This window comes from Novosphingobium sp. SL115, from assembly GCF_026672515.1.
Classification (GTDB): Bacteria; Pseudomonadota; Alphaproteobacteria; order Sphingomonadales; family Sphingomonadaceae; genus Novosphingobium.
The window spans coordinates 47,886-72,418 of sequence record NZ_JAPPRG010000003.1 but is presented as its reverse complement, the minus strand read 5'-3'; the positions used below and the strand labels follow the sequence as shown (position 1 = coordinate 72,418).

13 protein-coding genes and 1 pseudogene are annotated in these 24,533 nt (G+C 60.7%); 7 read left to right on the top strand and 7 right to left on the bottom strand.

Annotation, left to right across the window (positions count from 1 at the left end):
- Positions 1-31 precede the first annotated feature (31 nt).
- From OVA07_RS16590 to OVA07_RS16565, 6 genes are all read right to left on the bottom strand, one after another.
- Positions 32-871, bottom strand: coding sequence for a beta-etherase (locus OVA07_RS16590; protein ID WP_268172788.1), 840 nt, complete (start codon positions 869-871; stop codon positions 32-34).
- A 91-nt stretch (positions 872-962) separates the two neighbouring features.
- Complete coding sequence (locus OVA07_RS16585; RefSeq protein ID WP_268172787.1) at positions 963-1,622, bottom strand: alpha/beta fold hydrolase; 660 nt, start codon at positions 1,620-1,622, stop codon at positions 963-965.
- A gap of 474 nt (positions 1,623-2,096) precedes the next feature.
- A complete protein-coding gene (locus OVA07_RS16580; protein WP_268172786.1) occupies positions 2,097-2,861 on the bottom strand; it encodes a hypothetical protein in 765 nt (254 codons plus the stop codon).
- 686 nt (positions 2,862-3,547) lie between these two features.
- Positions 3,548-4,426, bottom strand: coding sequence for a rolling circle replication-associated protein (locus tag OVA07_RS16575; RefSeq protein ID WP_268172785.1), 879 nt, complete (start codon positions 4,424-4,426; stop codon positions 3,548-3,550).
- A 136-nt stretch (positions 4,427-4,562) separates the two neighbouring features.
- Positions 4,563-5,051 (bottom strand): tlde1 domain-containing protein, encoded by a 489-nt coding sequence (locus OVA07_RS16570; RefSeq protein ID WP_442789675.1) that lies wholly within the window; start codon positions 5,049-5,051, stop codon positions 4,563-4,565.
- On the bottom strand, positions 4,969-6,225 hold the full coding sequence (locus OVA07_RS16565; RefSeq protein WP_268172783.1) for a hypothetical protein: 1,257 nt from the start codon (positions 6,223-6,225) through the stop codon (positions 4,969-4,971). The genes OVA07_RS16570 and OVA07_RS16565 overlap by 83 nt, the downstream gene beginning before the upstream one ends.
- A gap of 348 nt (positions 6,226-6,573) precedes the next feature.
- Here OVA07_RS16565 and OVA07_RS16560 point away from each other — a divergent pair, with 348 nt between their 5' ends.
- The 7 genes and pseudogenes from OVA07_RS16560 to OVA07_RS16530 all read left to right on the top strand — a co-directional run bounded on the left by OVA07_RS16560 (position 6,574) and on the right by OVA07_RS16530 (position 12,223).
- Positions 6,574-6,819: an AbrB/MazE/SpoVT family DNA-binding domain-containing protein gene (locus OVA07_RS16560; RefSeq protein WP_268172782.1), complete on the top strand. Its 246-nt coding sequence runs from the start codon at positions 6,574-6,576 to the stop codon at positions 6,817-6,819.
- Positions 6,816-7,204, top strand: a pseudogene (locus tag OVA07_RS16555) (PIN domain-containing protein). Before OVA07_RS16560 ends, OVA07_RS16555 begins: the two are co-directional and overlap by 4 nt.
- A 3-nt stretch (positions 7,205-7,207) precedes the next feature.
- Entirely contained in the window at positions 7,208-8,557 is a 1,350-nt protein-coding gene (locus OVA07_RS16550; RefSeq protein ID WP_268172781.1) for an anti-phage deoxyguanosine triphosphatase, read from the top strand.
- 302 nt (positions 8,558-8,859) lie between these two features.
- Complete coding sequence (locus tag OVA07_RS16545; protein ID WP_268173276.1) at positions 8,860-9,240, top strand: SLOG family protein; 381 nt, start codon at positions 8,860-8,862, stop codon at positions 9,238-9,240.
- A 193-nt stretch (positions 9,241-9,433) separates the two neighbouring features.
- On the top strand, positions 9,434-9,799 hold the full coding sequence (locus OVA07_RS16540) for a hypothetical protein (RefSeq protein ID WP_268173294.1): 366 nt from the start codon (positions 9,434-9,436) through the stop codon (positions 9,797-9,799).
- A 43-nt stretch (positions 9,800-9,842) separates the two neighbouring features.
- Positions 9,843-10,442 (top strand): response regulator transcription factor, encoded by a 600-nt coding sequence (locus OVA07_RS16535; RefSeq protein ID WP_268172780.1) that lies wholly within the window; start codon positions 9,843-9,845, stop codon positions 10,440-10,442.
- Entirely contained in the window at positions 10,442-12,223 is a 1,782-nt protein-coding gene (locus tag OVA07_RS16530; protein ID WP_268172779.1) for an ATP-binding response regulator, read from the top strand. The genes OVA07_RS16535 and OVA07_RS16530 overlap by 1 nt, the downstream gene beginning before the upstream one ends.
- A 114-nt stretch (positions 12,224-12,337) precedes the next feature.
- Here OVA07_RS16530 and OVA07_RS16525 read toward each other — a convergent pair whose 3' ends face one another.
- Complete coding sequence (locus OVA07_RS16525) at positions 12,338-24,523, bottom strand: two-partner secretion domain-containing protein (RefSeq protein ID WP_268172778.1); 12,186 nt, start codon at positions 24,521-24,523, stop codon at positions 12,338-12,340.
- Between the last annotated feature and the right edge of the window lie 10 nt (positions 24,524-24,533).

The following is a 24,533-nucleotide window of genomic DNA, read 5'->3' as shown; positions in this document are numbered from 1 at the left end:
GCGGGGGATCATTCCGCCGCCGGGCACGAGGTCAGGCCTTCATGCCTTCGGTAATGCGCTGGGTTTCGGCGCGGGTGGATTCCGGGCCGGTGTTGCGCTTGTAAATGCCGCCTTGCCCTGCGGCGCGGTTGAACAGGTCGGGGTCGCCTTCGCGCTGCTCAAGCCCGAACAGCGGGAACAGGCCGGGATGGCGGCCAAGGCCGCCGAACAGATCCAGGCAGCGTTCGATCCAGTCACGCAACGGATCATCATTGGCCAGAACCGGCGTCTTGCACACCGATGCGGTGAACAGGATGCCGCCCATGATGCGGAAATCGGCATAGTTGGGCGATTGTCCGCCAAGCCATGGGTGCTGGGCCAGCGCGGCGCGTAGCGGTTCGAGCGCGGCGGAAATCTTGGGCAGGCGGTCTTCGCGTCCGGCCTGCACGTCTTCCAGTTTGCGGCCCAGCATCTTTTCGCGGCTGTGGGTGACGTATTCGTGGTCCTGCGGCAGCGAAAGATCGCGGTAATCCTGACAGAAGCAGAACATCCATGGGCCGACCGCCGCATTCCAGAACCAGTTGTCCAGCGCTTTGAGCGTCGCTGCGACGCTTTCATGCGGGATCAGGGCAGGGCGGTCAGGATACTTGGCGTCGAGGTATTCGACGATGCCCCAGCTATCGAGCACGAATTCGCCATCGTCGGCAATCGCGGGCAGACGTTCGGTCTTGCCGCCGGTGCGTTCAAGAATGCCGGTGAAACCGCCCGGCACGACGTCAAGATCGAAGCCCTTGTGCTTCAGGGCATATTTCGTGGCCCACACGAACGGGCTGATCGTCGCGCCGGTGGACAACGCAAGGTCATAGAAGGTTATCGTGTTATTCTGGGCCATGGAAATCCTCTCCGTTTGTTGCCGGCATTCTGCCAGATTTTGTTAGTAACACAAACGAAATTTGGTCGCCCCGACAGATCATTTCCGCCGATCAGCCCAATTGCGGATGCTGGCCCAGCCAATCCGCAACGCACTGGTTGAAGGCATCGGGTTGTTCGACGGGCAGCATGTGTCCGGCACCGCTGACCACCTGCAGAGCGCATCCCGGAATAGCTGCCGCGATGGCCCGATGCTGTTCCGGCGGGCTCCATTCATCATCCGAACCGACGATGGCCATGGCCGGGCAAGAGATTGCGGGCAGCACGTCATCAAGTGGTGGCCGGTTGAGCAAGGCGTTGATCTGACAGGCATATGTTTCGATGCCTGCCGCTGCGCACATCTTGGTCAGCATGTCGACAAGCTGGATATTGCTGCGGTGCTGCTGGCCGATCATCGGCGGCAGCCACTGCGCGACAAGTGCAGCGATGCCCTGGTCACGGCCAAGGTTCAGCAAGGCATGCCGCTTTTCCGCTTCGCCGGGCTTTGGCGAATGTATGCCGGTGCTTGAAAGAACGATACCTGCGATGCGTGACGGGACCTGCCGCCATGCCTCAAGCGCAATTCTTGCACCCATGGAATGTCCGATCACCACGCAGCGGTCGGGCAAGCGGGCAAGTGCATAGGCGGCCATATCCTCGATCCGGTCGGCGTTGCCATAGAACCCGTCGACGACTGAAAGGTTTGGCAGGCCCGCCAACTGGCCCCGGAACATCCGGGAATCGCACAGAAGACCCGGTAGAATGGCGATTGGGATTGTGTTGGTTGATGAATTCATACCCGCGAAATATTCAAATATCTGAATTTCCGCAAGCCGGTTGTGTGAAGCGACAAAGCGAGGCCATGATCGTCAGTGATATGAGGCACGGCGTTTCAATTAACATAACTATTATTATCAAACTGGGCCCTGTGAATTCCAAAAAGCGAAGCTTAAAGCTTTGCTTTTCCCCGCTTTGTTTCGATCAGCGGCGCAAGCGGATTGCGCGACACAGCGCTGACCGGAGCCGTTTCAAGAACAATGCGCACAGTCTGCGGAGCAGCCCGGCGAGCGGTTGAACGGCGTGAAGTCAGACGGCGGGGAGCAGCGCGTCCATAACCGGCACGAGGCTTTCGAGCGAACCGGGAGACGCGAGACCGAGCACCGTAAGCAGAACGGCGGCCACGAGAGTATGCCATTTGTATTTTCCCTTCATTGTGACTTCACCAACTTTGCGTAAGGGCCTTTCATTCCGTCAAAGCCCTTACCATCCTGAAGACCTATTTCCTCAAGGAATGCTTTAACTAATTCGGCGTAGGCCTTTTGTCCATCCTCACCAGCGTTGATTAGGTTGCGAGGTGCATTTTTATGCAGATAGCCGATTAGTTTGTCTTCAATTTGATTGGCAATAATGTTTCGAACCGCTTCAACGATATCGACTTTATGCCAATTGTGCCAAAGCGCCCTAGCCTTACAATCGGCATTATCGATGCCGTATTGACCAGCCTTGTCGATGAATGCTGCCGACCGGTTGCAGTCCCATTTCTTTTGAACATCTTTGGGGAGAGCCTCAAAGATTGCGTCGACAACTTCCGCGCCCTCACTAATTACGTCGGCCAACATAAGGCCGAGCATAACGGGCCCTCTCATCTTTCGTTCGCGGACATTGCGCGGAGGCTTTCGGCGTTCGTGGTTATTCCCGATAACTGGCGGTTTCGGTGGATAACTTAAGCCGACAGAACCACGACCGATAGACGGCGGGTTCAAACTGCCGCCTGCGGAAATCGCAGTCGATGAGGCGGGCGCGGCGTCGAGACGTTGCGCCAATTCGTCGGCTGTTATTTCGCGGGGAGCAAGCCCTTCCCCGTATCCGAGCTGCGGAACGGAAGGCAAATAACGCATGACGTTAGGGTTCACTTGGGGCGTAAGCGCCCAGCCCCCGGCGACATAAGGCGCGTCCAGAGGTTCAGCGTTCAAGCTAGTTGAACTCGCTGGGCGGAAGTAGTCAGCAACATAGCGCTGACGGTAACCGACAGGCGGATTCCCGATTGGCGTTGCGTATCCGTATCTGACAGATCGAAGCGACGGATCAGTGGGAGGAGGTTGATAACCCGATGGAACGCCAGCAGTGCCCGGATTGGCCGAAAGAGCCTGCCCACCGAGGCACGAGAGGTTAGCAATCGCGGGAGTGCAAACACCGAGATTGCTGTATTGCGTATGATTGATGGGCCACGGAGGGCACACGAAACACATACGCCAGCCATTCCGAGGATCAGGCACGCGAAATGGCGATGGGTCTAGCCACGGCTGAATTACATCCGTGAGATCGAGAGCGCGACCGAGAACCTGCCGCGCGACGACTCGACCTACGCGACGGCCCAGCGAAGCCGGGACCGCGCGTGAGCCGCCAATAGGCTGATAACCCGCTTGAGGTGCGGGCTTCGGTATTGGCGGCGTTCCAACGCCCGGATGGCGCTTAGGGCCATATTTATCCCTATGAGGGTTTTTATAACCGGGCGTAGGGGTTGGAGGGGGGCGCTTAAGCCCCCCTGCCCTTCTCGTAGCCCCCTGTTCACCGGGCATACGATCATCATACAGAGCCATGTTTCACACTCCTATCAATGAAAGACTTAACGAGCTTATCCAGATCATGGGGACGCTGTTCAAGCGTGAACAGCGCCGCTTTTCAACCATGACGGCGGGTTGTTTTCCGGCGCTGGGCTTCGCCCTAGCGCCGCGTCGCCTATCGTCTCCGTCAAGGCCTCTAGTGGAGGCCGTCCATAACGCAGGCTTGCGACAGGCTTAGCCAGAATGCTTTTCGTCAGGTATTTAGCAACATACCACGGCACTTTATGGTCATGATTATTGACCAATCGCCAATGCGATATGCCTAGTTGCCATTGCTTCTCCAATAGGCGCTTAGTTACGCGCGTTTCTGATACTTCATGAAGCAATAAATGCACGTGAGGAAAGCCGTCCTTATGGGCCTCGGTCGTGCATAAATACCTGAAACGTGCACCAGATTGTTTGCGCACTCTCTTGAGAAATAGCTGGAATTCACGACGTATCACCTTTGCTATTTCCTTGAATTGTTCGGTGTCATCAAGGTCATTCCAACGCGCGCTGTTTGACACAGCGGCGTCAGCCTTGAGACGAGCGATAAAACGACTTTCCGGCGAAAGCGTTAACGTGCCGAACCATGAACGGCGGGACGCTACCAGCTCAATTTGCCCGCGCGTGGCCCAGACCTTTGCACGCTGTTTCAGGCATGGGCCGCATTTGCGACACCTAACGGTCAGACTTGCCGAGGTGCGAAATGATGGGAGCCAGTCCCCCACAAGACCATAGCCCGGAGCTATGTCTAGCGTTTCGTCTTCACTCCAACGCTTGAGGCGGTGCAACGCCTCATCCTGACCAGCGCGATATTCGATCCCGACTGGGTTCTTGCAATCCCCGTGGAGGGGACTTGCGCGCGTCCCGTTGAGGAGGGCCGCATATTGATGAACTTTCGCCACATGGGGCGAACCAAACACCACGGGCATGGTGTCACCTGTGCTAGTATAAACAAGGCCTCAACCTGCGGTTGATTGAAGCACAGAAGGAATGCGCCCAGCGGGCGCAAAAAAACCCGACGCCTACAGCCCTCTTTGAATAAGAGCAGCGCCGGGTTTTTCGGTGTCAGCGGGTAACGATCAATACAGGGCTAACATGGTTGCCGCTGATTTGACGTCCGATCCATGCTCGATCATGCCATCCGATGACAATACAGCCGGTTGACCCACTGCGGTTAAGCCGGGCGTTGTCGCCATGGATCCAGAACCCGCTTCGTCCGTGCATTTCGTTTTCCTCGAACGGGTCGAGGAAGAACGCCGGACTTTGGAAACGCGAATGCTTGCGCTCGCGTATCCAATATTGACCGCGAGGGATTGGCCCTCTTTGACGTAAATGATCCGCGTCAGGATCATTAACGAAACCCGGAGCGCCAGCGTAGCCAGTGGCGACAAACCTAAAGCTATCGCCGCGTCGCCACAGGAGCCTTCCAGATGTTTGTTCATAACGAAATCCGATTCCATCCAGAATTGGTTCAGACTTGGGCGATATTGCCCTGGGTGAAGTCAACTTGCTTACCGCGGACTGCAAGTGAAACGTATCCGTCTTGGCGAACATAGAAATTCGTGCCCCCAGCATCGACAAAGAACGATTTGCACATTGCTTCAGTTGGATACTTCCACTTGTGATTTGCACCGTCGGGAAGTGGAAGAAGGTGATTTGCGCCAGTAGTGGCGGGAGCGGCAGCGAACGCCACCATGTTCTGCCACTGATCGCCGTGGATCAGCAGATCGCGCATATCTGCCCAATATTCATCGGTCGCAGTCGTGCGATCTCCGAGCGGCCCGGAGTCCGACGAAAAACGCTTGAGCTGCGTTTCGGGATGACCGTCAAGATAGTTAGGCATCCAGTCCCACGCGCGCGTCATGTGAGCGGCCATGTTGCCGGCGAGGCCGGAGAAATAAATCTTGGGCCGCGTAACAGAAATGCCGATGACAAAACCGGGTTCCTTGAAGAACTTGCGTTCCTTGGAACCGTTCTTGAATACCCAAGAAAGGGCCGACGTTGGAGTCCCCGACGTCGGATTGATGGTATTCGAGGGGTATTGATAATCGGAAAAGCGAGCGAGCATTTCAGGCTTGCCCTCATCCTTGGCAGGAATTGCAATGCCGTAGGAACGGAGAAAATCCTCATACGACATATTGGCAATGCCGAGCGCGCGAAGCTGTTCGAACGCATCCATGAGAGCATCGAAGTCTTGAGCGTTGCTCGCCGTGGTGACAGCGGATTGTCCAGGCAGATCATCCGTCAAGCTGTCCATCCAGCTTTGTTCACGGATTTGCACGATGCCGAGGCCGTCGGCAGTAGTGGCAGTGGCGAGCGTTTCGTCTTCATCGCGGAAAAAATGTTGAACAATTTTTTCATACGAACGCTTGGCGTAATCGATGCCGCCCTTTGCGGTATAGAAAGGCTGGCTGTTCGCCGCAATACCGTAGGTAGCCGACAAATCGGTATTTGCCGGATCGATGAACATATCGCGGATTGCGTCAACGAGGAGGTCAGTGATACGGACGTAGAAGAAATAATATTCTTTCTTCCAGCCGATGATTGAGTTCAAAACCGGATCAGAAATGACGCGGCTTTCGAAATACAGGTTGTTGAGCGTTTCGCCCGGCAAGACCGGCGCAATCATAAATGGAACCGCCGTAAACGGCAGTTCACGCAACTGGAAAGTATGCTTGGGATAACGCCCAACCCGGTCGGTTGGCGCTTGCGACAACAAAGTCCGCATGGCTTTTTCCTAGAAAAAAGCCCAGTTTAACAAAACTATTATTATCCAACTTAAACACAGGTGCTGAGGGAGCCATTTGAGCCCTCCTTTGGAACGCGCCAGTTGATGTGATGGACACGATAGAAAATGTCTGTCAGGCCGTCTGCTCTGCCGCCGATTACAAGGTCTTACAGCTCCTTAGTCGCGCAATTCCGCTTAGGAGAGCCTGATAAGTTCTCCTATAATTTGATCAACACAATCGTGCCACAGTTTGACGTGCGTGACACGTTTTCACTTTAGTTGCATAAGCTGCAGTTCGAGTCCCAATATGAACTCGTAGGGTCACGTCGGGCGATCTGGAGCACTGCCATGACGGTTCAAGTGACGATCACCCCTAAAGGACGCATGAGCCTGCCGGCCGATATCCGCAAGTGGCTCGGCCTGGCCGGTGACGGCGCCTTGCTGGTTGAGGAAACCGAGGACGGAGTCATTCTGCGCAGGGTTGCTCAGTCGATCGCCCACGCGCAGGCGCTCGCGAAAATGTACACACGCGGAAACCCCGAGGCCACGGTTGACGCCTTTCTAGTCTGCCGCCGTGAGGAATCCGGCGAATGAGCGAAGTGGTGCTTGATGCATCGGCGCGCCTTGCCTTGCTCCGGGACGAGCCCGGCGCCGACAAGGTTGCCAACGCCATCGCGGATGCCCGCATGTCCAGCGTCAACTTTGCCAAAGTCGTCAGTCACTTCATCCACGCTGGCATGCCGGCAGCGAGGTCGATGCGATGCTGAAGCCCCTGCCGATGACTATCGTCGATGCGGACCACGGCCTTGCCACGATCGCCGGACGCTTGCGCGCCTTGACGGGAGAAGCCGGCCTGTCGCTCGGCGACCGGTTCTGCCTTGCGTTGGCCTGCCGCGACGGCCTCCCTGCCCTGACCGCGGACAAGCAGTGGCGGACCATGGCCGATGCCGCTGGTGTCACCGTTTCGGTGATCCGTTAAGCCATGGTCGCGTCGAGGGACTGGTCGGCCCGCCGCGAGGGCTGGACGCCGCAAAGCGAGGACGCGCGCGACGATGGCGAAATCGACTATGCGCGCGTCATTCACTCGGCCTCCTTCCGGCGACTCCAGGGCAAGACGCAGATTCTCAATCTTGGCGACAGCGACTTCTACCGTACCCGCCTGACCCACTCGCTCGAGGTTGCCCAAATAGCTGGCGGCATCACGCGCCAGCTCGAGAAGTCCTATACGGATCATCCGGCGAGGCTCCTTTTACCCGATCGTGGCACCATCCATTCGATCGGTTGCACACACGACTTTGGTCACCCGCCCTTCGGGCATGGCGGCGAAATCGCGCTCAACTATTGCATGCGCGAAGCCGGCGGCTTCGAGGGGAATGGCCAGACCCTGCGGATACTCGCCCGGCTTGAGAACTTCTCGGCCGGAGCCGGTGCAAACCTTTCCCGCCGTACGATGCTCGGGGTCCTGAAGTACCCCGTCGTCTTTGGCCGTATCGCCAATCCGGCGCTTGTCCCTGCCCTGCTCAGCGGCCCGACGACGATCAAGATCCTCGATGGCCGCACGAGCAAGCCGCCCAAGTGCTATCTAGATAGCGAACAGGACGTCGTCGACTGGATCCTCGCGCCCTTTTCGGCTGCCGACCGCGAGGCCTTTCAGGCCTTCGCGGCGCAGGACGGCAAGCACGGCAAGCCGCTCCACAAGGCGCTCGATTGCTCGATCATGGATGCCGCCGACGACATTGCCTACGGGGTCCATGACCTTGAAGATGCGATCGCGCTTGATCTCGTCTCCAGGGATGCTTTTGCTGCATCACTGCAGGACAAGTGCCCTTCGTTTCTCGATGCGCTCAAGACCAAGTACCCCGGCGAAAGCGAGAACGACGTCTTCGCCCAGCTGATCGATGGCCTGTTCGGCGGGGCCGCTTCACGCAAGCGCTTCATCGGCCGCCTGGTCCATCATTTCCTGACTGCCGTAGAGTTCGTCGAGTTCCCTGAGTTTGCCGCGCCGTTCCTGCGCTGGCGCGTGCGCGTTGCCTCGCCCCAGCGGGAATTCCTCGATGTTCTGCAGGACTTCGTCGTGCGCGATGTGATCACATCGCCCGCCGTCCAGCATCTCGAATTCAAGGGCCAGGGCATGGTCGTCGCCGTGTTCGAGGCGATGCAGGCAGACCCTCAGCGCCTCCTCCCGCGCGATGAACTTGTCAAGTTCGAAGCGGCGGGCGGGAGCTTGCGGATCATCTGCGACTACGTCGCGGCGATGACCGACACGCACCTGCTGAAGACCTACGAGCGACTGTTTTCCCCGCGTATGGGATCGGTGTTTGACCGCCTTTGAAGGGGTGGGAGCCGGATCGCCCTTCCCCGCTTACCCTGCAAAATGTGGAATTGGGAAAATGCAGGGTAAATCGGCTGCAAAGCTGTCACCGCCGCGCATGGGTTCGGTGTTCGATCAGCTGCAGCCAATCCAATTCGACCGTCGAATTGATACTATGCCGACATTCTGAACAGGAGTATCGGATTCCCGCGGCCCAGAAGGCGCAGCGGCGCGAGCAGTTCGCGCCGTCGGGTCCGGTGGTGGTATTCTCGGGCGGACAGCGGTTCTCCGACATTGCACTCGTTGAAGACTAAGTCGATGCGATCCACGCGCGTGTGCCGTCGATGGCGTTGGCGACGACCGCGCAGAACAAGGGCGCGGACGTGATCACCGCAGCCTGGGCCTCGCGCCACAATGTTCCGGTGATCCTGTGCAAGCCCGATACCTCGCGGGGACCGTCGGCGCCCTATCAGCGCAATGCGCGTATGCTCGCATTCAAGCCGGTCGAGGCCGTGGTGTGCAGCGGTGGCAGTATCCAGGCAAACCTTGCCGATCGGCTGCGCGAAGCCCGCATCTCCTTGCACATCGTGCGCGATGCTTCGGCCCGGAACGAGGCTCCGGCTGCGCGAGCAAAGGCCCCGGCGCAGACCGAACGCCCGGCGATGAAGCGCGTCGCCAATGGGGACGATCTCCCGCCGTTTTGAGCGGGGGCGTCAACGATCCAGTCAACCAGAAGGGTGTCCGGTTTCACCGCCGGATGCCCTTCTTTTTTGTCGATCGGGACGCACCCTTTCATGGCCCGGCTCGTTCACTTCTAGCCCTCGCCAGTAACGGCCTGACGGCCTGCTGGCCCGCGTCAAGAAGGGCGGCTCTCCCGCCCCCGCTGCGCGGCGGGCCGTGGGCGTCCCGTTCCTGACCTGGGCCCAGCACAGCTTCTTCGACCAGCACGTCATCAAGGACGACAACGGCTGCTTCATCGCCATCGACGAGGGCGACTACAACGCACTGCCGCAGGACCTCATCGACCGGATCGTCCATTCCGTTCCCGGCATGATGGCTGACGACTTCGACGAAGCGAACATCGCCCGCGCCGCAAGCTTCATGAGCGTGGTGATGGATCCCGAGCCGCCCATAACCCTAAAAGGCGATGCAGGGCTGAAATTCAGAGCTTCGTATGAAGCGTTCAGGAACTCTGGAAATCAAAGCTGGATGCCGTTACCGTTCAGCCGGACCCGTAAAACGGGAATGAAGATGACCTTCTAAATGCAATATTTCCCATATAATTCAAATTTTTAGCGGGGTAGGAGTGGAAAAATTTCGAATACTGGCAATAGATGACCACCACTTGTTTCTCTGTGGCCTAGAACTGATTGTCAGGCAAAGCTTTCCTTTCGTGGAATTTATTTCAAAGCCGGGGCTTGGCGCTGCCATTGATGCCCTTCACCAGACGCCTGACCTCGTTATGCTTGATTTCAACCTTGTGGGCGTAAGCGGAGAGGCGGCGTTGGCTCTTGTGCGCATGCACTGGCCGAAAGCCAAAATCTTCATCATCACATCCGAAGATGCGAGATGGGTAGTTGATCGCCTTGGTGACGCTGAAGGTGTTACGATTCTGTCGAAGGCCGAGCCGCCGACAGTGTTGATAGATCAGATCGCCAAAGCATTACCTGTCCCAGCATCGGTCACGATCGCGGAGGATCAAGGCAAGGCGCTGCGTCCTTTGACCGCGCGGCAGATCGAGATTCTGGGCCTTCTGCGCGAAGGCCATTCCAACAAGGCGATTGCACGGCTGATCGGCCTTTCCGAATTCACGGTCCGGGGTCACGTTCAGCAGATCTTCAAGTTGTTGGGTGCCACCAATCGCACGAACGCCGTCTATCTGGCCGAACAGGCAAGGCTGATCTGATGGTGTCTGCGCCTGACACGCAGGATGGGGATACCCAGCAGCGTATTCTGATCGAACAGATCCGGATCGTTTACAGCATGCTGGCCCGCTCCGGCAGCATGACGCTAGTGCTGTCGGCCTTCGTTACCTTGGTCTTGCGCGAGCATGGAATGGCCATCTGGGCCTGGTTTGGGCTGCAGGCCACGCTTAAGATCGCAGAGCTGGCCGAATTGCGCTGGTTTTACGATCCCGCGATGGTGGCTGTTGCGCCGGACCGGATGCTGCGTCGGCTTTGCATTACACAAGCTCTCCACGCGGCCGGATGGGCCAGCCTTCTGGCCATCGCCGGGCAAAACATCAGCGCGCCGGAATTCGTGTTCGTGGTGATGGCGCTCGGCGGGGTTTTGAGCGGCGGCGTGACCACTTATGGTGCTTTGCCAAAGGTGCACGCAGTCTACATCGCGTCCTTCATCGCAGTCAGCTTCCTGACGATGCTCTATCTAGTTACGGTCGTCCCCGATAATCCCGCGTTCTATCTGATGCCAGTGCTGGCCATGCTCTATTGCATCGGCACGTACATGAACACGCGGGTCAGCGGAGAGGCCTATTACCGACATATCGCGCTGGGTTTTGCCAACGCAGAGCTTGCCGAAGGGTTGGCCCGCCAGGCCGAACGGGCGGAAGCCGCTCGTCAGACAGCCGAGGCGGCTGATCGGGCAAAGTCTACATTTCTGGCGTCGGCCAGCCACGACCTGCGGCAACCGATCCATGCCACGGGCCTGTTTCTGGCTTTGCTGAAGGGCAGCAAGCTTGAGCCTGCGCAACGCGAGATGGTCATGAATGCCTCCAGTGCGCTGCACGCATCGTCAGAGATGCTGGATGCCTTGCTCGATTTTTCGCGGGCGGATGCAGGCGTGATCGAGCCGAAGGCAAGGACGTTTTTCTTCGACGACCTTGTCCGGCAACTGGAAACCGAACTGGGCGTTCAGGCCGACGATAAACGGATAGCCTTTCGGGTGCATGAATGTGGACATCACGTCCATGCCGATCCCGGCCTCGTGCGGCTGATTTTGCTCAATCTGATATCCAATGCGATCCGCTATACCGATAACGGAGGCCTGCTTATCGGGGCACGGCGGCGGGAACAGGTCATGATCGCCGAAGTGTGGGATACCGGCATTGGCATTCCGGTCGATCAGCAAGAGACGATCTTTGGCGACTTCACCCAACTGGGCAATCCCGAACGCGACCGGCGAAAGGGGCTTGGCCTGGGCCTTGCTATTGCCCGGCGCATGGCGCGCCTGATTGGCACAGACATCACAGTTTCCTCCGAGCCCGGGCACGGCAGCGTGTTCCGCTTCTCCCTACCACTGGCGCCGTCGGTGCGGACCGAACAGCCTCCCGTGCTGGTCCCACAGACCGAACGGCCAGGTACTGCCAAGGGAGCAAGGGTCATCCTGCTGGACGATGATGTTACCATTTTACATGGTCTTGGCGCCCTGTTGGCCGCCCAAGGCCACGATGTTGCCACGGCTGAAACGATCGAAGAAGCCTTGGAACACGCGGCCAACCAAGTGCCGGATCTTCTGGTTTCGGATTTCCGGCTGAGGCGGGGGCGCGATGGGACTGACGCGGTGCGTCTGATGCGCCAGAAGCATGGCGCAGGGCTGCCCGTCCTCATGATCACCGGCGATACACATCCCGACCGGATCGCGGCGGCTGAACGCGAAGACATGAAGATCCTCTACAAGCCTGTTGACCCGGATCGGATTGTGGAGGCCGTCGCTTCACTCGTGAAGTGATGTTTATGGTCCTGATGTGCGTTGTAGCGGAACTGTCCACTTACGTGGACAGCCCGATCATTGAAGGCAGGTTCCGCAGGTCTCCTCGAAGTGGGAACAGTAGCCCCATCGCCCTCAGCGCTGCCCACGCTCTTTGTCGGCCGTGGGGGTCGTACGGACAATGCTGCATTCGGAGCCTCCGGCACCAAACTGGTTGGGTTGGACCACGATCGTCATGCGCCGTGTCGTGCCATCTGCTTGCGGCACCATCTCGATCACGATCACCGGCACATTCGCATCGGCAACGCTTTGCGACGGTCGACCGTTGATGGCACCTGTCCTCGGATCGATCGTCAGCCAGCAGGGCAGTTCGCCGCCAGCGGCCGTCTGCGCTGTGATTGGCTTGCCCACTGGGGGTGGCGCGATTTCAGGTCGGATGACGTTTTGCTGACGATCAACCACGGTACGAACCGTGTTCTTGGGCAGCGGAGCAACGGGCGGTGGTGCCCCCTCGGGCTGGTTGCGCACAGCCGGTGCTGTTGACGGAACACTCTGCTGCGCTTGCACCTGAGGCACAGCTGGGGGCGCGTCGGGTTGCTTCTGCACCGTCGGTTGGCTCACCGGAGCGTCAGGCTGCTTCTGCACCGCCGGCTGGCTCGCCGGAGCGTCGGGCTGCTTCTGCACTGTCGGTTGGATCACCGGAGCGTCGGGCTGCTTCTGCACCGTCGGTTGGCTCGCCGGAGCGTCGGGCTGCTTCTGCACCGTCGGTTGGATCACCGGAGCGTCAGGCTGCTTCTGCACTGTCGGTTGGATCACCGGTGCGTTGGGCTGCTTCTGCACCGTCGGTTGGATCACCGGAGCGTCAGGCTGCTTCTGCACTGTCGGTTGGATCACCGGTGCGTTGGGCTGCTTCTGCACTGTCGGTTGGATCACCGGTGCGTTGGGCTGCTTCTGCACCGTCGGCTGGATCACTGGTGCCTCGGGTTGCTTCTGCACCGTCGGTTGGATCACTGGTGCGTCAGGCTGTTTCTGCACCGTCGGTTGGATCACCGGTGCGTCAGGCTGCTTCTGCACTGTCGGTTGGACAATCGGACCTTCCGTTTGCTGACGTGGCTGACCCGGACCAGTCGGTGGCGCAGGTACGAACTGCGGCGTCGGCAGTACCGCAGCAGGCTTACCAACGTTCGCTTCTGTGACCGCAACGGGCACATTGGACTGAGGACCATTCTGCAATGCACCGGCCTGCGGAACAGCCAAAGCCGTCGGCGCCTGCAGCGGAGCCGCGCCCTGAACCTGTGCGGCGACGCCTTCGACGCGCATGGCCTGCGGCACGTCAGCAATGGCCCGCTGCGCCACTGTCTGCCCACCAGTCAAGCCGGTTATGGGTGCCACGCCCGTGGCGACGACGGGGCCAATAGAGGGTGCGGCGGTGCCGCTGGTCCGACCTGTAGCCTGGCTTGGGGCGGCGAGCGACACTGTTCGTGCAGGCCCGGTTAGGCCAGAGCCATTGTCGAGGCTTGGTGCCTGCCCGTCAGGCGCGCCAAAGCTGTTGTTTTCGGCCGTGTTCGAGGTCGAGACGGTGCTGTCGGGAACGCCCTCAACCTGCCGGATGATTGGCGCTTCTGGGCCCGAGGCGAGTTCCGGGGCAACGACGGGACCAGCCGACCTCCCCACGAACGTACCGCCTGACTGCGACGTCACGCTGCTCGCCGTGGTTGTTCGGTCGGTTACGTTGTAGGCGTTGAACCCGCCCGTTCCGCCGGCGACGACGGTGCCGGATTGCTCGGCAGCGGCTGAAATGTTGAACCCGCCGCCGGAAGCGCGCACCGTGTCGACGACGCTCTGATTGATGACCTGCCCTTGCGTGGCCACCACATTCGCGCCGGTGGCGGCTGCAATCTGCGTGCCCTGCATCAGCACCGAACCGCCTTGCACATTCACCTGGCCCGACCCGGAATTGAGCTGCACGGCCTGATTGGTGACGGCATCCGTCTTGTCGATCTGCAATCCTGCTTCGACCTCGATCCCAGCGCTGTTGGCACCACCCGATCCCTTGCTCGCGGTCAGGTTGACGCCAAATGAGGCGTTCAGGTCATTTGTCGTTTCGGTCGAGCGCGCCGCTTCCAACAAGACCTTGCCGTTGGTCGCGGCGACGTTGACGCCGGATTCACCGGTGACTTGCGTGCCTTGCAGGCGCAGGTCGCCATTGGTTGTGACGATGTTCACCGCACCTGCGCCGGATTCGATCGTTCCGGTCACAGCTTGGCTCTTCGCACCGGAGCTCTTGGAAATCTCGCCTTCAACGCCCACGCCGACGCTCTTGGCGATGACATCCACTGTGACCGACTGGTCGAGTGAGAAGCCCGAACTGGAAGTCTGTTCGGTGTTCCGCGCAGCCGTGTAGTCCAGCGACCCTGCCTGAATGGTAACGCCCTGCTGGCCTTTGATCTGCGTGCCTTCAAGCGAGGTCTTGCCGCTGGTGATCGAGACGACCTTGCCACCGGCATCATAGCTGCTGGTGACCGCCTGGCTGCTGCGCTGGGATTCACCCGACTGCTCGTAGGTGAAGGTCTGCTTGATACCCGCCCCGGTCGAACTGCCCGAGGTCATGCCGCCCGAAACGCCGCCCTGCACGTTGGCGCCGATGGTGAATTCCGTGCTGCGGCTGTTTTCAGAGCTGAACTCGGTATTTTCCGCTGCGCGATCGGTAATGGTCGTGGCCTGCTGGAGGATGTCTCCGCCAGATTGAAGCTGGGTGCCCTGATCGTTGATCACATTGCCTGCGATGCGGACAACGTTGCCGCCAGACTGGATCGTGGTGGAGACTGCGCTGGTCGAACCGGAGCTGGAACTGCTGGCTTCATTGGCAGCGCGGAAGCCCGCGCTGACTTCGGCAGAAGCTTTGGCGCCGACCTTCAGCCCGTTGGCCGCAGGCGTCGCGATTCCGTTCTGGCCGATCTGTGCAGATGCGCCTGCCGATGCTTCGGCAGAAGCGCTGCCGTTTGCTCTCAGATAGAGTCCCGCAGTGGTCTCGCTCTCGCTTTGCGACGAGAATTCATAGTCCTGCGCGGCAAGGTTATTGATGTTGTTGCCCGCAACCTGCGCCACGTCGCCCCCGGCCGAAAGGTTGGCGCCGACCGTGGTGATGTCATTTTCGGCGATGATGTTAAGGTTGCCGCCCGCGCCCACGTTGCTGCCGACATTGCTCACCTTCACGCTGCTTTCGCGCGACGTGCTGTTGCGCACGCCAATCGTGGCGGTCACCTGCCCGTTCGCCTCGGCCGTGGCCGATGCGCTGACCCCGCCGCCGATGGCAGCGCGGTTCTTGCTGTCGGCAAGGCTGCCGCTGATCGATGCATTGGCCCCTGCGCTGGCATCGCCCTTTGAATCGACGAAGATTCCGACCGAAGTGGTCTTGCTGTCGCTGGTGCTCAACTCGCTGTCGATGCCGGTCAGGATGTTGACGTCCTTGGCCCGCAGGGTTAGGTCGCCCTCCGTGGTACCGACGTTCGATCCCTGAATTGTCAGCGTCTTGCCCGCCGAGATCTGCGAATCTCCGCCAAGTTCGATGTTGGAGCCGACATTGGCGGTGCTCTGTTCGCGGCTGTTGGTCACCGTCTTGCTGTAGAAGTTCAGCGACGACTTGTTCTCGCCCTCGGCCGATGCCGAAGCCCCCGCCGATGCGGTTCCGCCGATGCCGTTGCGTTCCGCGAGCGCCCCTGCATTGGCACCGGCCTTGCCCGAACTGGAGCTTGACACGCCGAGGATCGTTTCCGTCTCGCGCCGGGTGGTAACATCGCGCGTGTCCTTGCCCGCAAGGATGTTCACGTTGCCGGTAGCGTCGATCACGCCGCCTTCAGCCGCGCTCAGGTTCGAACCCTGGATCGTGACGTTCTCGTTGCCAATCAGCGCAACCTTGCCCCCGGCTGTAATGCCTGATGCCACATTGGTGGTCGAAGCATCGCGGCTGTTGACCTTTTCCTTGCCATAAAGGCCGCCCGCGACGCCGAAGCCCGATTTCTTCATCTCGGTTGTGGTGGTCGAGGTGTCGTTGCCTGCAAGAACGTTCAGATCGTTGCCCGATGTATCGATCACCACGTTCTTGCCCGCATTGATCTGGCTGCCACCGGTGATGTTGGTGTCGCCACCCGACTTTACATAGAGCGATCCGCCGGTCGCCACGTTCGAGCCGACATTGGTGGTGGTGGTGGTTTCGGTGGTGGTTGTTTTCTTCTGGAAGACGCCGTTGTACTTCTCGACCGTCTTTTCGCGGCTGGTGTCCGTCGCCGAAGCAATGTTGACCTCGCCCCCGGCGATGATCGCAGCGTTGCCCCCGGCGGTCACGTCGCTGCCGGTGATGTTGGTCGAACCGCCGCTTTTCAGCACGAGATTGCCGCCCGCCGACACATCCGATCCGATGTTCGTCGTGGTCACATATTCGCTGGTGGTGGTGGTGCGGCCTTTGCGCACCTTGCTCTCGCCGCCTTCGGTGGACGTGATGGTCCCGATGTCGATGTTATTTCCGGCGTTGAGCAGCAGATCCTTGCCCGCACTGATCGTGCCACCCTGAACCGAGATGTCCTTGGCTGCATTCAACGACAGACTCTCGCTGGCCGTGATCGAAGCGCGCGGGCCGATCTCGGTGTTGATCGTCTTGCCGTTCTGGGTGGTCTGGGTCTGTGTTGCCACCTCGATACTGCCGCCGCGCGTGGTCAGCGCGAGATTCTTGGCAGACAGGTTATTGGTCCCGTCGATCTTGAACCCATCCTGCTGGTCGATCGACAGCGCGGTCCCTGCCGTGATCGTGCCGCCCTTGATGTCGACGCTGGTATTGTCCGAACGCAGCGCGACGCGATCGCCGCTGATCGTGCCGCCGGTGTTGGTCAGATCGCCATTGGCGATCACAACGGCGTTCTGTGCCGCCTTGATCGTGCTGTTGAGGTTGGAGACAGTACCCGCGGCGGATTTGAGATAGACTTGCCCGCCCGCGATCGTCCCCCCATCGGTGTTTGAGATGTTGCCGGTTGCGCGGATGATATTGGTTTTTGTGCCAATAATGGTCCCGCCGGAATTATCCAGCGAGGTCAGCTGCAGGTTGACGTTGTCGGCAATGATCCCGCTGCCCTTGACCAGTGCTGACTTGGTCGCCTCGGAGAGATAGACAACCGGCGCCAGAACATTCTCGCCGCCCACGCTGGTGCGAACGAGCCAGATGATGTCCCCGGGCAGGTTGGCTGCCTGTTCCTCGGTCAACGGCGTGCCGATCGTCAACCCGTTGGCCTTGGCATAGCTTGCCGCGTTGTCATACAAGGTGGAGAGCTGATCATCGAGGCTGGCGTAGCTGTCGAGCAGGGTGCGACCCGTCGCCCCGAGCAATTGCTGCGAGATGAGATAGGCCTCGTAGTCGGTATCGCCTAGTCGCTTGCCCAGGGCATCGGGTGCGATGCCAAGCTTCTGCGCGAGCAGATCGGAGCTGAGGCTGGCGAGCGCAGTGGTGAACAGCGGATTGCTTTCCACCAGGAACTGGCTGGAGCTGTTCGGCACCGTGACGAAGCGACCGTTTGGATTGGTCGGCAGAGTAATGGTCGTGCCGCCGAACGAAACTGCCGGCTGGCCGCCCACCGTGGTTACGCTAAGCGGGTTGGTGAAGGTCGTGGCGGCAGTCCCGCTGACCGTGCCCGTCCCGCTGACGGTTCCGCCAACGCCGCTCGTGGACGTTGCCGGGCCGGTTACCAGCGCCGCACCGCCATCCACAGTCGTGCCGCCAACGCCGCTTGCCGCGCCCGCCATCGTGGCGCTGACCGAGGCGACAGGCGCGCTTGTCATACCCGTAGCCGCGCCGGTTGCAGCAGTCGGGACCGTTGTCGTGCCGCTGGTCGCGCTAACCGTCGCAGGCCGCGCCGCAGCGGTAACCGTAAGGCCAAAGCCCGAAGCATTCAGGCTGTTTGCATAAATGCCGTTCTGCGTGGTTTGCGTCGGGTTGAAAAACGTACCGGACTGCGTCCCGCACGAGAACCCGCTAGGCGGCGAGGCGCAGTCGATCCTCGTGATGCCCGAGGTGTTGACCTGGCCTGTGAAGTTGCCTTTGTTGTCATAGACGAACGTCGTGTAGGTTACGTCGATATAGCCGGATTTGTCCTGCTGGCTCTGGAGACCGAGGAAATCCTGCAGGAACGTGGCGCCGCCGGCCCCGAAGAGATTCACCGAGTTACCGGACAAGACGCCGCCCACGTTTCGCCCGTTGACGAAGTTCGACACGGTCAGCGCTCCACCCGCCACGATTTGCGGCACATAGGACGGCCCCGCCTGACCATTGGCGAAGGATTGCGTCGTGGTCGTGGTGATCTGATAGACGATTGCGTTGGAGGCGACGATGTTCGGCGAGAACGTGGCACGGCAGAACGGATTGGCGAGATCACAGGTTCCGCTGGTCGTATTGACCCCCTGCGCCGTTGTGACCGGAGCGTTGGTAATTCTCGTCCAGTCACCGGGAACAATGTTCGAGAAGTTGCTGGTGTTGATTGTGATGCTGCTAGCCGCATTGATCTGGCTGCTGTTCAGCACTGTCCCGGCATAGCCGAACGCCGCCTCATTGGTGCTGATCGTGATCGAACCGTCCGAATCGATCGATCCGAGGAAGCCGGTGCCCGAGGCGTTGCCATAGTTGGCAATAGTGTTGCCAGCCTGCAGGTCGATCGAGGACGTGCCATAGATCTGGCCGTAATTGTAGAGGCTGCCGGTGTTGCCGGCGAAGGCCACCGGCTTGACGTTGATTGCGGTTGCCCCGCCCGAGGCGATCGCCCCGGTGTCGGAAATCGTCAGGTCGCCATAGCCGCGCACGTTCAGCCCGGCATCGCCGTAGATCAGGCCCGGAACCGAGAAGGTGTTGCGGACGGTGAGCGCGGACGTACCGCCATTGCCGCCGAGGATGGCCGAGTTCTGGTTGCCCATCGAGAAGGTGTCGACATCGATAGTAAAGCTGTTGGTCGCGCTGATCCGCGCGCCGTTGCCCAGCGCCAACCGCGATGTGACGCCGGGCGATGCGATGTAGCTGAAGGTATTGGACAAGGCCCGCGCATCGGAACCAAACACGAATTCGCGCACCACGCCGGTGGCGATGCTGTCTGCTTCGAGCAATCCGTTGTTGACGACCTGCGATCCGCTGGCCGACGCCTGCAGATAGAGTTGCCCGTTCGAGCGCAAGGTGCCGCCCAGCGCATTGGTGACGGTGCCGATGCCGAAGACGTTCAGCCCGCGCGCGGATTCGATCGTGCCCGAATTGGTGATCGTGCCGCCCTGGATGGAAGCCGGATTGAGGCCGCTGTCGGCAACGAAATAGATGTTCCCCTGATTGAGGAATTCGTTCGCCGTGACGATCTGCGATGAGGCGGTGGCCTGCGTGGTGCCGAAGTTGCGGAACGTGCCGACATTGGCATCGATCCTTCCGCCCGCCAGCATGGTCGCCCCGGTACCGATCGAAACGTTGGCCCCGCTCGCGCGGATGGCCAGATTGCCGACGACCTGAAATACGCCATCCGATCCGGTCGATCCGCCCGGACCGGTGAAGTAGGGCACGCGGATATCGAGCGCGCGCGAATCGCCATTGGCGGCGAGCAGCGTCAGCGCGCCGGGCACATAGACCAATCCGGCGCTGACCAAACTCGCCCCTAGCGTCACGGTCGCGTCCTTTGGCGCGAACACCGCGCCAAGCTGGTTATCGAAATCGGTTACGCCAAGGTTTAGCGTGCCGTTGGTCAAGAACGTCCCGGCATTGGTGAAGGTACCGTTGACGGTGATGTCTGCCACGCCACTGCCGGTTACGAACTGCCCGGCATTGGTTAGGCCGGACAGCGTCAACTGCGCCGCATCGCCGGTCACCGCGGCGCTAGTGGCATTGGTCAGGCTCGTCGCCGTGCCATTAATTATCAGTGTGGCGGGTGACGCGGTGGCGCCCTGAGCAGCGATGATGCCGCTGCCCGAATTGGTGATGGCCAGTGCCGCGCCCGTTCCACGGATCGCCATGTCGCCCGAAGTAATCACGTAGCCCGTGTTGTCGAACGCGGGCCCGGACAGATTGAAGGTGGCACCTTTGCTCGACTGTATGGTCGCGGCTGAGGCACTTGATCCCGGCGCGAGATTGGACAGTCTTGCGGCATTGACCACAAGACTGCCGATGCCGTCGGTAGAGCCGATTAGCGCCCCCGCATTGGCGAGGTTGCCAGTCAGGTTGAACGTAGTGCCCTTGTCCGCCTGCAGGATCGCGCCCGCAAGGTTTGCAAATGAAGCACCGCTTACCGTCGCAGTGCCTCCCTGCGCATAGAGCGTGCCGCTGTTCTCGCCAGCGCCGCTGAAGCCGAGCGTGAGGTTGCCACGGCTCTGCACCGTGCCGAAATTGGTGAGCGAGCCGAACGACCAGTTCAGCGCATTGCCCAGGATCAGCCCTCGGTTGGTCAGCGAAACACCGCTGCCGGTGACGGTGATCAGCCCGGTGGTCGTTGGGCTGGCGGGATTGGTCTGGATCGTCGCGCCAGACTGGTTGGTAATCGCAAGATTGGTGCCGGACAGGGCAATGTCGTCGCCCGCCGCGATCAGGCCAGCGTTGTCGAGCGTCTGGCTGCTGCCGGTGAACGCAAGCCCCAGTTTGCCGCTGGAAACGATGCGCGCACCGGCAGCAACGCTTGCCGAACCGAGCGACAGGGTGCCGGTGCCGTCGGTGTTGGCAAGATAGATCTGGCCGGAATTGTCGAGCCTGCCGGTTACCGTCACGGCACCGCCAAATTCGGATTGCAGCCTGCCAGATGATGCGATGCTGGCGCTTCCCGCCGATAGGCTCAGCGTCCCGTTGGCACCGATAAGTCCGGTCGTGCTCAAAGCACCCGATACGGCGACATCGGCATTGCCGCTTGCGACCACGCTGCCCGAGTTGGTCAGACTGGCAAGCGAGAGGGAAAGGCCATTCCCGCTAATCTGCCCAGCCTGATCGGCAAACGCAGCATTTGTGCCCGTCACGCTCAGCGTTGCACCCGAAACCAGCTTGGCAGTGGCACTGTTGGCGAGCGTGGCGGCGTTGCTGCCAGTGGCGAACGAGAGGTTGCCCAGCGATTGTATCGTACCGCTATTTGCAAGAGCGGCGGTCAGGTTCACGGCCAGCGTACCGTTCGAACCGATGGTGCCAGAATTGTTCAGTGTTGCCGCACCCAAGGTGCCGCTGCCGCCATTGTCACTCGACAGCACAAGCGTACCGGTGTTGGTGATTGTGCCAGTGGCGGTCAGGCTGTTCGCGCCGGCTGCGCCGCCGATAGCTCCGGCATTGTCGAGCGCAGCGAGCGCAAGCGCCAGTCGGTCGCCCAGCAGCCTGCCGCCTGAAAGGTTGTCGATGGAAAGCAGGCCGCTGGCAGAAAGCACCGCCGACGTGCCCCCGCTTGGTCCCTGCGCAGCGATGATGCCGGTTGCGGCATTGGTCAGCTTTGCTGCAACCGCGCCTGCGTTCAGAGCCAGATTGCCTGCGCTGAGTAGCGTTCCGGCGTTTGTACCACCGGCACCTGTCAGGTTGACGGTGAGTGTACCGGCCGATTGCACGATGGCATTGGCCTGATTGTCCAGCGTCCCGGCCGACAGCACGACCGCGCCGGTGCCTCCGTTTGCCGCAGGGGTGAGGATCGTGCCTACATTTGTCAGCGCACCAGTGGCCGTCAGCGCAAGGCCCGATCCGCCCTGCATGCCGCCGCCCGCCCGGTTGGCAATGCTGCTCCCACGCCCGGTGAGTTGCGTTCCCGCAATCAGCACGCCCGTGTTTGCAACGGCGCCCGATGCCGTGAATGACAGCGCCGTGACCGCGTTGATTGCCCCGGCATTGGCCAGCCGCGCCACAGCAAGGTCCACCGCGTTGCCGGTCAGCACGGAATTAGCCGCAGTGTCGAGTGCGATGCCAGCGCCATCAATCGTCAGCTTGTCGCCGCTGGTGCTGCCCGACTGGATATAGGCGCCGCCTGCGTTGGTCAGGGTGAGCGCCGGGCCTGTTGCGGTGATTGTCAGGTTTTGGGAAGCTAGCAGATTGCCCGCATTCGCCAGCGAAGCGCCCGAAAGCGTCAGGCCAAGGTCGCCTTGCGAAACCAGCACGGCCCCGGCCTGATTGTCGAGCGTGCCCGCTGCCACGGTGCCGTTTCCGCTGTTATTGGCAAGATAGATCGCGCCTTGGTTTAGCAGAGCCCCACCAGCGGCAATGCTCCCCCCGATACCGGATTGCACGGTGCCGCCGGTCAGGTTCGAAAGGCTGCCTGCGGAAAGCGCGAGCGTGCCGTTGGTGCCAATCGTCGCACGATTGCTCACGGCGCCCGTCGCGTCCAGCGTCAAGCCATCACTGCCGATCACCCTGCCGCTATTGTCGAGGCTTGCTACCGCAAGGTTGACGGACTTGGCGCTAATCACGCCAGCGGCGGCATTTGTTGCTGCCCCGCCTGTTACCGCCAGCGCACCTGCGGCGTTGATCGTGCCGCTGTTGTCCAGCGTGCCTGAAACGTCAAGCGTAAGGTTACGCGCAGACTGCAGCGTTCCAGCGTTGTTTACGCTGCCCGCTGTGATCGTGCCATCAGCCGTTGCGGCGGTCGATGCGATGAACAGCCCGGTGTTTTCAATGCGGGTGGCGCGCAAGGTTGTGCCGCTGGCGGCCTGCACAGTCCCGGCGTTGGCGAACGTGGCAAGCCGCGCATCAATCGTGCCGTTGCTCAGGATCTGCCCACCGCTGGCGTTGGTCAGGCTGCCAGTTGCGCCCCCGACGGCGTCAGCCAGCGTAAGGTTGCCCTGCGCCACAATTGACCCGCTGTTTATTGAACTGCCGCCGAGCGCCAGCGCCACCGCGCCTGCATTCGCAGCGATCGTGCCTGCGTTGTCCAGACCTGCGGCAGCGGTAATCTCAACCGATCCGCCGGAACTGACCACGCCGCCCCGGCCACCGCTGACCGAAACCGCGCCGCCTGCGTTCAGCGCAAGCCTGCCCGCTGCCGTCAGCGCATAAGTGCCGAGCGCCAGACTGCCCGTCGTGGCGCTGACCGAAAGCGCGTTGCCCGAACTGTAGAGGAATCCGTCGCCATTGGCGGCAAGGCTTGCACCGCTGATCTCCGCAGCGCCTGCCGCGCCATAGGTGGTTCCGGTCAGCGATATCGCGCCGTCAATATCAAGCGTCAGAGTGCCACCGGCATAGCGCTGGTTGTTGTTGGCTAGCGAGGCTGTGCTGGCAACGTCGGTCAGCGCGGTTGCGGTCAGCGAGAGGTCTCGCGTCGCCACAATGGCGCCGCCCGTCAGCGCCGCATTGCCAGCGACCGCCAGACCAAGATCGCGCCCTGCAGAAATCGACGCATCCTGCGCCACAAGCCCGCCATTGCCGCTCGTCGAAATCTTCAGATCCTGCGCTGCCGACATGGTCGAGCGCAGTTCGAGACCACCTGCCGCGCTCAGCGTAAGGTCGTCTGCCACTGCGGCAGCATCGCCCAGCACACGCACGCCCACACCGGCCTCGGTCGCAATCAGACGGATGCGATTGGCATAGATGCCGCCGACTGCTGTGGAATCGATCGCGTAATCGGGCGTCGTGCCTGTTCCGGCGATGGCCGTAGCGCTGCGGTTCTGGTAGTCCCAGCGGTTGCTGCCCGCCACGACATCCAGCACCTTGCCAAACGTCCCGCCGCCAATGGCCACCTTGCGCCCAAGCAGCGCCGCGTAATCGGTGGTCTGCGCATCCAAACCCGCGCCGTTGATGGTCAGCGTACCGCTGCTGACATCGAAGCCCAGCAATCCGCCACTTGCGTCGATGCGTGAACGTCCGGCGGCCAGAGTGAAGACCGACGTGTTGATAACACCGCAACCGCCGCAGGTGATACCATTGGGATTGGCAACGACGACCTCGGCCTTCGTCCCTGCCACTTCCATGTACCCGGCCAACACCGATGGATTGGTCGAGACAACCTCGTTCAGAATGACACGCGCAGCCGTCGTCAAATTCGCATTGACCGGCACCAGACCCGCCAGTTGGGTCGTCACCCGGCCTTCGGCGTTCCCATCCGCGGACGTGGCATTGTTGAGGATAATGCCACGCGTAGAGACATTGAAGGCATCGTACTGATTGATCGACAATCCGCTCGCATTGGGATTGGCAATCTGTACCGTCGGTACGCCATTGTCTGCCGTGCCTATCTGCGTGTTGCCGTTTGCGGCGACGACTTGCGCGCGCAAAGCGTCGTTCCCACCCGGCATCAGCGAAGCATAGAGCGCTATCGCCGAAATGGAGCTGGCCGAAAGCAAACGGGAGAGAGTCTGGTGGCGCATCGATCAGGCC